Source organism: Vibrio sp. B1FLJ16, assembly GCF_905175385.1.
In the GTDB taxonomy this organism is placed as follows: domain Bacteria; phylum Pseudomonadota; class Gammaproteobacteria; order Enterobacterales; family Vibrionaceae; genus Vibrio.
This window is the reverse complement of the sequence record NZ_HG992750.1, coordinates 1,020,815-1,034,345: the sequence shown is the minus strand read 5'-3', so window position 1 is coordinate 1,034,345 and position 13,531 is coordinate 1,020,815. Positions and strand designations below refer to the sequence as shown.

Sequence of the window (13,531 nt, the reverse complement as noted above, 5' to 3'; positions counted from 1 at the left end):
CCCTATAGCGATATGAGTAAAGTAAAATAATTAGAGATACGGATATGAAACAAAAGCAGCTGATAGAAGAATTTAAAACGATTGTCGGTGAAGAAAACGTCCTCACTGATCAAGTTAAAACTAAATATTACCGCTCCGGTTTTCGTTCAGGAAGTGGTACAGCGCTTGCCGTCGTATTTCCCAATACCTTGTTGGAGCAATGGAAGATCATTAAACAATGTGTCGAGGCTAACTGCATCATCATCATGCAGGCGGCGAAGACCGGTCTTACTGAAGGCTCAGCCCCGAGTGGCAATGATTATGACCGTGAAGTGGTTGTGATTAACATTACTAAAATTAAGAAAATTCACCTAATTGACGGTGGTAAGCAGGCGGTTTGTTTGCCCGGCGCAAGCTTACACTCCCTTGAGAAATCGTTGAAAGCGGTCAATCGTGCTCCGCACTCCATCATCGGTTCTTCGTCGCTGGGAGCTACCGTTGTTGGCGGCATTGCGAATAACTCTGGTGGCGCGTTGGTGAAACGTGGCCCTGCTTATACAGAACTGGCGATATATGCTCAGGTAGATAAACAAGGTAATTTAAACCTTGTTAACCATCTTGGTATTGAAGGGCTTGGTGAGACGCCGGAAGAAATTCTGACAAACTTGCAAGAAGGCAACTTCGAACCTGCCAAGATTGTTCATGATGATCGTATGGCTTCAGATAAAGAATACGATGAGCGCGTTCGTGATGTGACCTCTGATATTCCTTCTCGCTTCAATGCCGATGAGCGCCGACTATTCGAAGCCAGTGGCTGTGCAGGCAAACTTGGAGTATTTGCTGTTCGTGTAGACAGTTACCCGGTACCAGAAAAGGAACAGGTTTTTTACCTTGGTACGAATGATCCGGCTAAGCTGACTAAGTTAAGAAAAGACCTCCTGTCGACGTTCGAAAACCTGCCTGAAATGGGAGAGTATCTGCATCGGGATATCTTCAACATGGCAGAGAAGTACGGTAAGGATGTGTTTCTATCTATTGATAAGTTAGGTACGGACAGACTACCTAAGATGTTTGCGCTAAAAGCAAAAGTAGAAAACTTTTTAGAGCGCGTCCCCTTTGTAAGTAAATATCTGCCAGATTCGATCTTATATTACGCGAGTAAGTTATTCCCGCAGCATTTGCCTGAGCGTATGCTGGATTACCGTGATAAATACGAACACCACCTTATCCTGAAAATGAGCGACGGTGGTATTACAGAAGCGCAAAAATACCTGAAAGAAGTATGGGCTGTTGAAAGTGATTGCGACTTTTTCGAATGTACACCTGAAGAGGGTAAAAAAGCTTTCTTACATCGTTTTGCAGCGGCAGGCGCAGCGATTCGTTATGAGACGATTCACCGCAATGAAGTCGAAGATATTGTCGCATTAGATATAGCGCTGCGTCGTAACGATGAAGAGTGGTTGGAAACCTTACCGGAAGAAGTAAGCAAGAATCTCGTTCAGTCTCTCTACTACGGGCATTTCATGTGTTACGTGTTCCATCAGGATTATGTGTTTAAAAAGGGCACTGATACCAAACTGATGAAGAAGCTTATGCTAGAGCATTTAAATAGCCGCGGCGCTAAATACCCGGCCGAGCATAATGTCGGGCACTTATATGAAGCAGAGAACTCGTTGCAGAAGTTCTATCATGAACTTGACCCAACGAATACCTTCAACCCAGGGATTGGTAAGATGGATAAATATAAGCGTAATTGTAACTGCTGCGCATAATATTAAAATGGCTAAAGTGCCGAACCTATAAAATGTAAAGCCTCAACGAATATTTATAAACAATAAGCGTTGGGGCTTTTTCTAATAGAAGCAAGAAGCCGTAAGGAGATCAGATTGCTCTTACTGCAGCCGCCGCAATAATACCGGCGGCTATTGCAGGTAACGGTTTTTTAACGATAAACATCACTACCGCGGTAGAAAGCAGTGCCATTCGTGCGCCGTTGTCACCTTCAACTGCGAGAGGGGCGATCAGGGCAACTAATACAGAACCTGACATGGCTGTGATAAAACGCTGTACCCGTTCGCTGATTGGAATAAATGACATAACAAATACGCCGCCCCAGCGTGTTGCAAGCGTCACAATTGCCATAGCAAAAATGATCAGAAGTGTGCCGCCGAAAGTCGTTTCTATATTCATGCTTTTTTCTCCTTCCAGCACGCTCCGAGTATTCCACCCGCAATTGCGCCAACCACTACGTGACTATTTTCCGGCAGATACCAATAAGCCAGTAATGAAGAACCAGCAGCGACGCCCCAGATAGCAAATATACGCAGATTCTTAGGGCCAACTATGGTCATAGAGAGTAAGAAACAGCCCATTACCATATCCAGCCCCAGACTTACCGGATCTTTAATCGCGCTGCCAAAGTAGATACCAATCCAGGTACCAACGATCCAGAAGCCCCAAAGAGCGAGACCACCTCCGACTAATAAACCTAAACCGGGCTCTTTCTTACCAAACGCGTTCATCGCCATAGCCCAGTTAGCATCTGATGCAACAAGCATTACACCGTAACGTTTTGCTGGTGGTAGTTGTCTTAACCAAGGGTAGAGTGTTGCGCCCATAAGCAGGTGTCTTGCGTTTATGGCAAAGACGGTAATGAGAACCGGAATTAGTGGGACTTGGGTCCCCCACATGTCCAATGTTGCGAACTGAGAAGCGCCCGCAAACACAAGACCACTCATTAACAGAGTGGGTAAAGCGTCTAAGCCGGTTTGCGCTGCAGCTACGCCAAATGCAAGCCCGAATATCACTACGAAGATGGATAATGGTAATAGTTGGGTAAAGCCGCTCCATACATCGAATCGAGTAAACTCGTGCAGTCTATTTGAAGGAGGGTGGAGCGAGTGTTGATTTTCTTCCATAGAGGTTCCTAACCAGCAGGAATACAGGGTATTCCAAATAAGATTGTTGTTATGTTTTTGTGAACCGTATCTCTATCATTATTTGTATGCGCTTTCAAATGACTTTACTGAACTAGAGAATATTATATCAATCAAGCCAATTTAAAGGCCTCATTAATTGCTCGGATATTGACCTATCAAGTTCTCAGTATAAATAAGCGTGTTATTCAATTAAATGTTGCTTATAAGTCACAAATGTTTCGCAGTTATTGAATAAAGGTCACAGTGCTAATTGATAACAATAAATGATTAATATAGTATCCTCGCGGGTGATAATTTAGTTCCATATAAAAATAAACTTTATCACCCATTATTATTAGAAAATACAAATAGGATTGTTTATTCATGAAAAAATCATTACTCGTTGTAGCAATGACGGCAACAGGGCTACTTGCGGGCTGTGGCGGTGGTAGCGACAGTTCAACTCCTGAGAGTGTTTCTCAGTCTTCTGTCGCAGGTGTTGCGAACAAAGGTATCGTAGACCAAGGCTTAATTACCGTGTGTAACGCAACAGCAGCAAACGTTGCTGATAAAGCGTGTCCGGAAGATGAAGTAATTGCTAATGCAGTGACAGATGAAACGGGCGCCTATTCAGTATCAGGCCTTCCGCAAAACAAAGCATTGTTATTTGTTTTACAGAACAACCCAGATGCACAAACTCGTATGAAGTGTGACTATGCTGCATGTGCTGTTGATGGTGTGGAGTTTGGTGACTGGTTTAACGTAGCTGAAGATTTTAAACTTATTTCACTCGTCGTCCCGGAGTCAAACTCTTTGACTTCACATATGACAAACCTTACCGATGCAGCCGCAAAACGCGCGATTGAAATTGGTGCGGGTAGTGAAATTTCAATCGAAAGTGTGAATGCCGGTAAGAAATACGTGGCTGAGGTTCTGGGTGTTGATGCTCAGAAACTATCTGAAATTGGCGCGGTTGATTTAACGGATGCGGAACAAGTAAAAGCTGCTGTTGAAAGTGGTGATTTAGCATCAATTAAAGCGGCGACTTTGTCTGCAGCTATTGCGGACGCAGGTCAACCTGTTGAAGACTTATGGGCTAACCAAACAAGTGCAGTAGATTACAGCGAGACTTTAAGAACGGCGATATTAGCAGCGGCTACTAACGTGATCGGTTCTGTTAGTGAAAAAGCTGAAGATTCAGAACTGCTGGCTTCTGTAGAGCAAGAGATTGATTCAGACAAAGAGACTAAGCCGACAATTAGTGAGCCTGAAGTAACAGATGAAATCACTGCAGGTAAAAACTTGGTTAAACAAGTGCGCACAGTTTATGATTCTGTAGCGACAGAAGATGGTGCGCTACGTGTTGGTTTTGCGAGCATGGAAGATAGCTTAGAGCCTATCCCTGCGTTGCTTGAAGATGATGTGAATGGCGCATTTGATATGCTGGCAAGTGCATTCTCTTCAATTGCTTACCATATCAATAGTGACCTGTTCGACGAGCAAGGCGAATATGACGTTACTGCGAATGGTGAGACTAAAACTTATGTAATCGACACAGACAACCTTAAGTTAACGGTCGTTGGTTCAATTGCAATAGAAGAAAATGAGTCAGGGTCTTGTAACGAACTAGCTAATAGCACTGAATGTCAGGACGGATTCGACTCACAGGCTAACATCGATCTTAAAATCACTCAGCTAATGGCTAAAAATGGTGCTGCAACTATCAGTGCTGAATCGGGCGAAGTTGTTATCGCTAACTTTTCTGAAAGTAGTGAATATACCGGTAGCTATGAAGGTTATAACTACGCAGAATCAGACGAATCTTCATCATCTGCAGATCAACTAAGCTTTGTGTTGCAAGATCTAACTATTGCCGGACAAGACGCAGAGTCTACTCCTGTAACGCTAACTGGCTCAATTACCGCTACGTTGAACGATTTTAACTATGCATCTGCGGAGCTAGAGCAATTTGTTGAAACGATAGAAAGCAATGTTTATGAAAACACATACACCTACAATTTTGATGAAAGTGCAACTTTCTCAAGCCTTGTATTTACGCTAAGTGGTGAGATTGCATATGACCAGCAAAGCATGGGTGCTCTGATTGATATTCGTATTGATAACCCAGATGGTTTTGTCGCGTTCAACGATGTAGACGAGATGTGGAGTTATAAAGATGGTGTGTCTGATTCTTCAGTTAGCGAGGAAGAAGGGTTAACTCAAGAGGAAACAGAGACTAAGTTTATTCGTGGTTCTGTATTAGCTAAAGTGAATGCCGAGCTTAACCCTGAAAACCCACAACAGGGTGAAGTAAGTCTTCAAGTCTCTCGTACTGCACTAAACACGGTTGTCGTTGACGGTCATGTTATTTATAACGAAGAACAGCTAAACATTGACAGCATTATCGACACGGAATCTGACCAAGCGCCAGTCATCACTATCAGTAATAACAACGCAACAGCAGAGTTAACTGAGGATGAACAGGGTGAGCTTTCTGGTCAAATTAAGGTTAACGGTAATGTAGTGGCGAGTATTGATGATACAGACACTGCAGTAGTTGTTCGCTACACCAATGGCGACTTCGAAACATTATTCTAAAGATCCGTACTAACCATACTATAAAGAGCTCGATTTCGAGCTCTTTCTTATTTTTACTTTGAGCCTGTTCAACTATGTCTGTTAGCACTATTTTATTCACACCATTCTTAAGTTTCACACCGCTTTCGCAACCTGACAACACTATCCAGATCTTTACAGATATCGATGTTTCTGGCTATGCACAAAACAACGAAATTTATCCACTTATCAAAGGCAAGCCAGGACAGTATTCCACATCAGAGCATGCTTATACCCTTAATAAGGCTGAAGCTGGATTTGTGAGAGGGGAGCTATCATTTTCACTATTCAGTCGTTATGAGTGGTACCTAAATTTTAGTCCTGATGCCATGCAACTGTACGGTGAGTCCGTAAACGGACAGGATATGCAAGCAGGTAAAGTCTACGACGTTGATCTCAATGTCGAGCATCTTGTAAGTAACGGAATTAAATTTGGATGGAGCCACGACTGGAATAAGCAGTTAAGTAGCTACGTTTCCGTGAGTTACTTAGAAGGAAGAGAAGTGATGAGTGGACGTTTATATGGCCATGTGCAGCCCTTTCAAGGGCACGACTATAATGGTTTGCTCAATTTAAACTACATCTACAGCGACGATGTGTTACTTGACAGGAAAGTCGAAGGTCAGCGAAGCCACTTTGGCTATAGTTCAGACGTTGGCGTTAACTGGATGCCAACAGAGCAATGGTTGCTAAGCCTTTGGGCTCAAGATCTTTTTAGCACTATTGAATGGAAAAATGCACCACGCACGCGTGCGACAGCAGACACCGCAACGGCAGAAACCGATGGTGACGGGTTTGTTTCGATTCGACCTACGGTTACAGGCAAAGAAGACTACTCAAATTATACTCAGAATTTACCTACCAAATATCATAGCCGAATCTCTTACCTGTTTGATGATACAGCCGTAGGGGTAAAAAGCTTGTATGTAGACGAGTTATGGCTTGTCGACCTTGAGTGGTTTGCTAGTTGGAGTAAGCATTTATCTACCCAGTTCACCTATAATCTGCAAAGTAACGCAGTCGGGGTGAAAACACAGTGGCGTGGAGTAACATTGGGCTTGAGCAGTGACTCTTTAGATTATCAGGATGCAGAGCATCTTAATGTTAACCTTGGCTTCACTATCAATATTTAGACTACGGTAACGTTTAATTGTTTAAACTGCTCGGTGTTGGCAGGCGACTTAATAGATTGTTGATCTCTATATCTATGCTCACGTGATCGAAAATTAAACACGGAGTGGTGACTGAGTTTTGAGCATGTTGTCGAGCATCTGTACGTTATGGTTCAATTTTAGTCATCCGGTTGATAAATTAGAAATTTTCTATTGACGATATTTTTCTATCAGTTAAAGTACGCCTCGTTCTCACGGCGAAGCCAAGAAAGAACAATGCGACACTAGCTCAGTTGGTAGAGCGCAACCTTGCCAAGGTTGAGGTCACGAGTTCGAACCTCGTGTGTCGCTCCAAATTAAATGATAACGCGCGCTAGCGGTATCAAAGATGGTGTTTATCGTACTAAACGGCATCGCAAAGAATTGCGTGCCCTGGTGGTGGAATTGGTAGACACAAGGGATTTAAAATCCCTCGGCGTTCGCGCTGTGCCGGTTCAAGTCCGGCCCGGGGCACCATCTAATCTCTCTCTTTAGAGAACAAAAATATGTAAGGCGCCTTGGCAGAGTGGCTATGCAGCGGATTGCAAATCCGTGGACCTCGGTTCGACTCCGGGAGGCGCCTCCATTATTTAGAAAGCCAGTCTCATGACTGGCTTTTTTCGTTTTTGAATTCACCTAAAAGTACTTGTATTGCGATAGTGCTTCTCCATTCTTTATTTCAGTCTAAATGGCTCTTGCTTCAAAATCGCGTACTGTTCTTAGGGTGATGATGCTTATCTGAACCCATGGACAAGTAGTGACTATACTGAACGTTAACAGAAGTTAATTAATCTAGAGCGGAGATGCAGATGTAAGTTTTTATCATCTGTTTTTACCCTAGTGAGATGGAGAGATAGTGTGGACTGGATAAGAATACTTATTTCAATCTTGATACCACCACTTGGTGTGTTTCTGCATGTTGGTCTGGGAAAGCATTTTTGGCTCAACATATTACTGACACTGCTTGGCTATATACCGGGAATCATTCATGCAGTTTGGGTTATTACGAACCGATAGACGTTGAGGCGGCTGTAAAGAATGTCGGAAGATAGCTCAGAAGTGGCCACTCGTAAACAGCTACAGCGACTTGCGTGGGTATTGGACAGTTCAATACGGTTACCAGGCGGCTATCGTATTGGGGTTGATGGTATTATCGGCCTTATTCCCGGCTTTGGGGATGCTTTAGGAGCGGGTTTATCATCGTATATAGTGATTAAAGCCGTAAGCCTGAATGTCCCCATAATCGTCTTGATACGAATGATGATAAACGTGGTACTGGAATTAGTTATTGGGGTAATCCCAATCATTGGCGATATGTTTGACTTCATGTACAAAGCGAATGAACGGAACGTCAAGCTTATCAACGAGCATCTCGACAGCCCACACCGAACACGCAGACAATCACGCTATATTGTGCTTGTGCTGCTATTGGTAATTTTGGGAATGATCGTTCTGGCAACCGTATTAGTCGTTTCTCTTTTGCAATATTTTGGTAGCTTACTGACGATGTGAGATGATGTTAGTTTCTTCCGGGAATAGGTACATCTGACTTTGATTTTCCTTTGGAACGAATTTTCTCTAATGCTTGAGCGTGGTCTTTAACCGAACTTTCGATTCCTTCCTACTTTTCCCACCAAGCTTCGGATTCAAGAGTTACCAGCACATCCGGTTTGCAGGATTTGACTAACTTAATCAGAGCACTGACGTTTCGGTTCGGTGTCAGGACATTCGCTGACATGACTTTAATTGAGTGTTCTGGATCGTTGTGCTTCGAACAATGCACTTCGGTGGAGAAGATGGGAATATAGGGAAGTATCCACCACACTTGATAAGCAAGGCACATGAATATCGTAAGCAGTATCATCCAAGACCAAACATCGCTGAAATTAAGTGTGTAGAATTCGATAGTGAGCAGGAGTAATCCATATATTGCAAACTGCATCCGAGGGAAATCAAAAGCATGCACCCACCACCACTCGTGCCGTAGGGTTGGGATTGTGGTGACCGCAACTAATAGTAGAGTCGCAACAGACAAAGTAAGCATGACACCAAAGCTCCAACATATATAAAATCGCAACACATATTTATAAGATTAGCTGACTTACTAACTGATGTTGTATGGATAAGGCCGAAATGCTGGAGGATATGGTTCAGATACGTAACCTTTGAAAGAATTGTCGGTTAGAGCTGACTCACAGTACTTATATTTAAGAAATGATACGTACAATCAATGTGTTGTTTGATATATATACTTAGTGAGTAATTTTTATTTAAGCGTAACCTAGAGGACTATAAGAATGGAATCTTTTGCTGATGTATTGGTCGTTGCTATTGTGTTTGGCTCTTTGTTTGGTGGCGGGATAGTAAAGCTTATCCTTAACCATAAAAAGGAACTACGTGCCTTAGAGGTATCGGAACGTAATGCAATGAGCCTAGAAGCGCAGGAAAGTCTTAAATCCCAAGTTGATGAGTTAAAGAAACGTGTGGAAGTCCTCGAGAAAATAGTGACTGACAGTAAGTATCAGCTTGATAAAGAAATCGCATCTCTGTAATGCAGTGAAAGAGCCGATAAAGTTTAGCTCTTTCATGTTTGTCATCTCTCGTCAAAGAAGTCTTTATTACGAATATATTTACTCATTAAATGGTAAGAGAACGGCCGTAATAACCAACTTATCAGCGAACGCCCTAATCGAATCATTGTCGGTGTGTTTTCGTAAATTCTGCCGTTGTATAACCACAGCATCTTACCGACATGCCAATAGAGGAACGGGACAGGGGGCATGAAAGTCACAATGTCTATATCGCAACAGATGCGGTAAGTTTTATGTTCCAAACGGTATCGCTTTTTAAATGTCCAGTCGCCGATGGCTGGCTGACCGAAAGTGACGACACGTTTAATGCTTTTGGGATACTTTTTCTCAATATAATCGGCGAAAACACTACCTATTGCGCCGCCTGAAGAGTGCCCGGTTATTGTGATTCGCTTACCTTTAAGAATTAGAGGGACAATGGTTGTTTCCAGGCGTTCGAGAACCGTTAATCCTAGGCGATCTTCATTTCTGCTTGGCATGCTTTCCTGAAACAACAAATGGTAGAAACCAGCGTGAATACGATAGTTAAGACCTAATGGTCGGCAGCTTCTGGTCCATAAGGCAAAGTTTAATAGCCAATCGGTTATGCTGTGCGAGCCTTTAATCACCACGACAACTTCATTCCGGTTTTTACTCCACAGTACCCGAATCATAATTTTTCCGCGTTTATTGTTTATGATTCTCTGACCATTAGGATCAAATCCGTAGCGAGTCTGCTTAAAAACTCGCGGATAAGCGAGATTACATAAAACAGCGTAGCGTTCGTACTGGTATCGTTTGAGTGGTTTCACGGTCACTTACTTCATGAAGTTCAGCACAATACTCTATAGAGAAATTATGAAGGATACGTGAACCAAAAAGCCGCTACAGATTTATCATTGAATGCGGAAGCGTTTTCTTAAGGTTCGACGCATCGTGCGGTCTCTGACAAAGTCGAGGAAGACTTGGCTTTCGGTGAATCATTGGGAGTACGAGGTACACCAAGCTTCCTTATTGGTTACGTTGAAAACGACCAGTTTACAAAACCGAGGATAATGATTGGATCTCAGCAATATTCTTTTTTAAACTAATTATCAATGGATTAAGCGGAGGAAAGATAAACCAAATGTTAATTAACTTTTGGCCGGGGAATAGGAAGTTATAATGGCTATTTTTTGTTGAAAAATATCTAAAATGGTTGAAAACAATGATTTTATTTAAAATTTATAATGTAAGTTAAATGGTTTTGTATTTAGGTTTTCTCATATTTATTAAATTTCTATGGCTGTAATTCAGTACAATATAGTACCGCCAAACCTGTAACACATGTGACAGATTGTAACATCTCGAGTTGTCGGTATCTAAGTGGTTGAAAAATATATGAATATTTCCAATAAGATATTAATGTAAAACTCAGTACGTTAATTTTGATTCTATCTTGTTGATATATATAAACTTATTTGTGTTCCATTTCAGTGTAACATATGGGCTCAATTCTAACTTTTTAAAACATATCATTATAAAAATCAGTTAATTGCTTGTGGAATACTTATTGCTCCAATATATGTTCGAAAGTAAGCGCTTTTAATTTTTATTTGAATAAAGTTGTAAGGAATAAAAATGAAAGATGAAAATTATTTAATTTCTTGATTGCTGAATTCACTAGATTTTTTATGGTTGTGTCTAGTGGGGCAGGGAGGGATTTATATGAAGTTCTATCAACCAGTAATTATTATTAAAAATATTTCAAAGTATAAGGGCATGTCAACACTCACATCTACACAAAATAAAATTTAAGTGGAGTGAAATATGAATATTCAAAGTAATACAACGGGTGCAAGACGATGGATGAGCGGTAAGTTATTAGCTAAGTTAATGAGCCTGGGCTTTCTAGGATTGACATCAACACTCATAGCTGCCCCACAGCCACCACCAATAGTACCAGCTAAAATATCTATCTTCCCTGACGGGTACAAGCCAGATCCGATAGGTACCGGAGCAAGAAAAGAGTGTATTCGAGATGCAACAGACTTGAATAGCTTAACTTGTACGGCAAACGATGTGCAATTAGCGGAGATTACAGTGCCTGCTGGTGAGCCAACGACCTGTTATGCGGGTGAAATTGTCACTCAAAATCTGAATTTTCGCGTAAAGGCCACCGCTCAAACACGATACAATTGGTCGTTTTATACAACAACTGACCCTAATTCAACTCCTCTTGATGGTCCTGCTCCTGATGTAACAGATAGAGAAGCATGTCTGGTATGGGTTGGTGACCTGACAGGGGGGGGGATCTTCAGCCCCAGACGCCAACGGTGACTACTGTGCGGACGTGACGAAAGCTACCGATGCAGTCTTTACGGAAGAAGAAATCACCTTCGTTTGTGCGGATACTGATGGGGATACCCTAGTTGATTTGCAATACTGTGCAACTTGGGAACAGAATTCTTCAGGATCATGTAACAACATCGATGACGATGGTATAGACGAAAACAATCTTCCTTTACCGGGTTCGCCTTCTAAATGTAATTGTGATGTTACTACCATTCCAATTACTGTGCTTCCTAGTAACCCAACTCTTACTAAAGTTGGAGTGGGACCAACCAGCCGCACGGAGGAAGCGATTTATAACGGCAATAATACCTTCACCTTTGACCTTAAAATTACTAATCCTAATAGCGCGACTCCGTTGGTGATCACAGAGCTTACCGATAATTTTGGTGGTCAGAACTTCAGTATTCCTGCCGATGTTACCGCTTCCCCAACTCTAAGCGAGGACGGAGTTTATCTTGTCAGTGCAATGGATACTGATGGAGTGTGTTTAACTTCTGGCTCAGAAACCGTAGCTCCTGGGGCAACCTACACCTGTACTGTCGTGTTTAAATGGCACAACCTGGATCTTGATGATACGGTTACTAATGATGAAGTATATCGAGAAGACAAAATCAATAACTTCTCTGCTTACTGGAAGTTTGCTGATGCGGTTCCAGAAGCTGTAGGGCCATCAAATAATGTTACGGTCAGTATCACCGATGTACCTCCAGTTCTGACAATTCTGAAGGAAGGGAATGTAACCAGTATTTATGAAAGTGGCGGTACTGACTTCGATCTCGTTAATTATACTGTAACTTTCGGTAGTGCCTCTGGTTGGGACACAATACATATTGCTAGTAGCGATCTTGACGATCTGTTGATGCAAAATGGTGCGAATACTACAACTGGATATTTGACTGGTTGTTCAATCAGTGGACTCGCTGTCACCACATCACCTTCACCTGAATGTCTGTACTCTGTGAACTTAGCTTCAGCGTATACAGACTTAAATGCTGGTGATATGTACAAAAACACTGTCAAAGCGACACCTACGGATGAAGAAGGAACCAAAGGTAGTCAAGTCGACTGGGACTGGACCGTTTCTGTAGAAAATGTTGATCCTACAGTAGTCCTCACTAAGTATGTGAAAGTAGGTATGGCGCCAGCTTCTCCAAATACACTGGACCCAGCGCAATATAATGATGTTTCAGTTTCGGTTAAAGAGTTTGAGTTAGCTGATATAACAGATGCTCCTATCGTCACGTATTTATTTGAGGTTCATAATACGAGTCCTGAGAGTATAGTTATTGATTCGTTCGTTGATTTCGCACAAGGGCCATTTGACTTAAATGTTCCAACTCAGATGTATGATAATAACATTGCTGACACTTCACCGGTTGATGGCGATTGCAATACGTTAGTTGGAAGAAGTCTTGCTCCGGGAGGTAAAGAGTACTGTTACCTAACCTTTAAAGTCGCGGGTGATGAAAGTGAAGACGTTTATAACATCGCCTGGGTACGAGTGAGTGATACAGATACAGTTGCAGGACAAGCGTTCGATACTGATGATGCAACAGTTGAGTTCGATCCTGGCTCACCTGATTTCGCATTGTCACTTGGTGTTGAAGTTAAGGCGTATCTAAAAGTTACGGCTGATGCCGGCAACACTGAATACGTGAGGTTCACTCCAACAGCAGACATCTTACTTAACGATGTGGCAATACTAGACGCTTCATATCCTAACGATAACGCTAACTTCACGCTAATTAGCCATACTTGTACAAGTGCAGAACAAGAGCTTGGTCCAACCGAATACTATGATTGTGAGTTTACGGTTGGTCTAACAGGTACTTTTGAGGCGAATGATCTTGGCAAACTACTTGGAGCTGCTCTTAAAGTTCAAGCCAGAGACAATGACGATGTTTCAAAATTCATTGACGCTTCAGTAACCTTAGAAGTCGTGGATTAATCGTTTTAACTACTC

Annotated in this window: 12 protein-coding genes and 3 tRNA genes; 11 read left to right on the top strand and 4 right to left on the bottom strand. The window is 42.2% G+C overall.

Features of this window, described 5'->3' with window-relative positions:
• The first annotated feature begins 44 nt into the window (after nucleotides 1–44).
• A complete protein-coding gene (gene dld / locus KHN79_RS18640; protein ID WP_182009207.1) occupies nucleotides 45–1,751 on the top strand; it encodes a D-lactate dehydrogenase in 1,707 nt (568 codons plus the stop codon).
• A 109-nt stretch (nucleotides 1,752–1,860) separates the two neighbouring features.
• Here the strand turns inward: dld and KHN79_RS18635 are convergent, their stop codons facing one another.
• Complete coding sequence (locus tag KHN79_RS18635; protein WP_182009208.1) at nucleotides 1,861–2,169, bottom strand: AzlD domain-containing protein; 309 nt, start codon at nucleotides 2,167–2,169, stop codon at nucleotides 1,861–1,863.
• Entirely contained in the window at nucleotides 2,166–2,897 is a 732-nt protein-coding gene (locus KHN79_RS18630) for an AzlC family ABC transporter permease (protein WP_182009209.1), read from the bottom strand. Before KHN79_RS18630 ends, KHN79_RS18635 begins: the two co-directional genes overlap by 4 nt.
• Before the next feature lie 384 nt (nucleotides 2,898–3,281).
• Between KHN79_RS18630 and KHN79_RS18625 the strand changes: the two genes are divergently transcribed.
• The 7 genes from KHN79_RS18625 to KHN79_RS18595 all read left to right on the top strand — a co-directional run bounded on the left by KHN79_RS18625 (nucleotide 3,282) and on the right by KHN79_RS18595 (nucleotide 8,176).
• A complete protein-coding gene (locus tag KHN79_RS18625) occupies nucleotides 3,282–5,495 on the top strand; it encodes a hypothetical protein (protein WP_182009210.1) in 2,214 nt (737 codons plus the stop codon).
• Between the two features lie 74 nt (nucleotides 5,496–5,569).
• Nucleotides 5,570–6,646 (top strand): DUF5723 family protein, encoded by a 1,077-nt coding sequence (locus KHN79_RS18620; RefSeq protein ID WP_182009211.1) that lies wholly within the window; start codon nucleotides 5,570–5,572, stop codon nucleotides 6,644–6,646.
• A gap of 257 nt (nucleotides 6,647–6,903) precedes the next feature.
• A tRNA-Gly gene (locus KHN79_RS18615) sits at nucleotides 6,904–6,979 on the top strand.
• Nucleotides 6,980–7,054: 75 nt separating this feature from the next.
• A tRNA-Leu gene (locus tag KHN79_RS18610) sits at nucleotides 7,055–7,141 on the top strand.
• 35 nt (nucleotides 7,142–7,176) lie between these two features.
• Nucleotides 7,177–7,250: transfer RNA gene (locus tag KHN79_RS18605), tRNA-Cys, on the top strand.
• Between the two features lie 272 nt (nucleotides 7,251–7,522).
• Nucleotides 7,523–7,681: a YqaE/Pmp3 family membrane protein gene (locus KHN79_RS18600; protein WP_182009212.1), complete on the top strand. Its 159-nt coding sequence runs from the start codon at nucleotides 7,523–7,525 to the stop codon at nucleotides 7,679–7,681.
• A gap of 21 nt (nucleotides 7,682–7,702) precedes the next feature.
• A complete protein-coding gene (locus KHN79_RS18595) occupies nucleotides 7,703–8,176 on the top strand; it encodes a DUF4112 domain-containing protein (RefSeq protein ID WP_182009213.1) in 474 nt (157 codons plus the stop codon).
• 109 nt (nucleotides 8,177–8,285) lie between these two features.
• On the opposite strand, the gene KHN79_RS18590 is transcribed toward KHN79_RS18595, so the two are convergent.
• On the bottom strand, nucleotides 8,286–8,708 hold the full coding sequence (locus KHN79_RS18590) for a hypothetical protein (protein WP_182009214.1): 423 nt from the start codon (nucleotides 8,706–8,708) through the stop codon (nucleotides 8,286–8,288).
• Nucleotides 8,709–8,961: 253 nt separating this feature from the next.
• On the opposite strand from KHN79_RS18590, the gene KHN79_RS18585 reads away from it, so the two are divergent.
• Nucleotides 8,962–9,216, top strand: coding sequence for a nitrite reductase (locus KHN79_RS18585; protein ID WP_182009215.1), 255 nt, complete (start codon nucleotides 8,962–8,964; stop codon nucleotides 9,214–9,216).
• 41 nt (nucleotides 9,217–9,257) lie between these two features.
• On the opposite strand, the gene KHN79_RS18580 is transcribed toward KHN79_RS18585, so the two are convergent.
• The gene (locus KHN79_RS18580; protein ID WP_182009216.1) at nucleotides 9,258–10,046 is read right to left on the bottom strand and encodes a lipase; all 789 of its coding nucleotides are present in this window, start codon (nucleotides 10,044–10,046) and stop codon (nucleotides 9,258–9,260) included.
• 997 nt (nucleotides 10,047–11,043) lie between these two features.
• Between KHN79_RS18580 and KHN79_RS18575 the strand changes: the two genes are divergently transcribed.
• Both KHN79_RS18575 and KHN79_RS18570 read left to right on the top strand, forming a co-directional pair.
• Complete coding sequence (locus tag KHN79_RS18575) at nucleotides 11,044–11,553, top strand: hypothetical protein (RefSeq protein WP_211907279.1); 510 nt, start codon at nucleotides 11,044–11,046, stop codon at nucleotides 11,551–11,553.
• Between the two features lie 13 nt (nucleotides 11,554–11,566).
• Complete coding sequence (locus KHN79_RS18570) at nucleotides 11,567–13,516, top strand: hypothetical protein (protein ID WP_211907278.1); 1,950 nt, start codon at nucleotides 11,567–11,569, stop codon at nucleotides 13,514–13,516.
• Nucleotides 13,517–13,531: the final 15 nt, after the last annotated feature.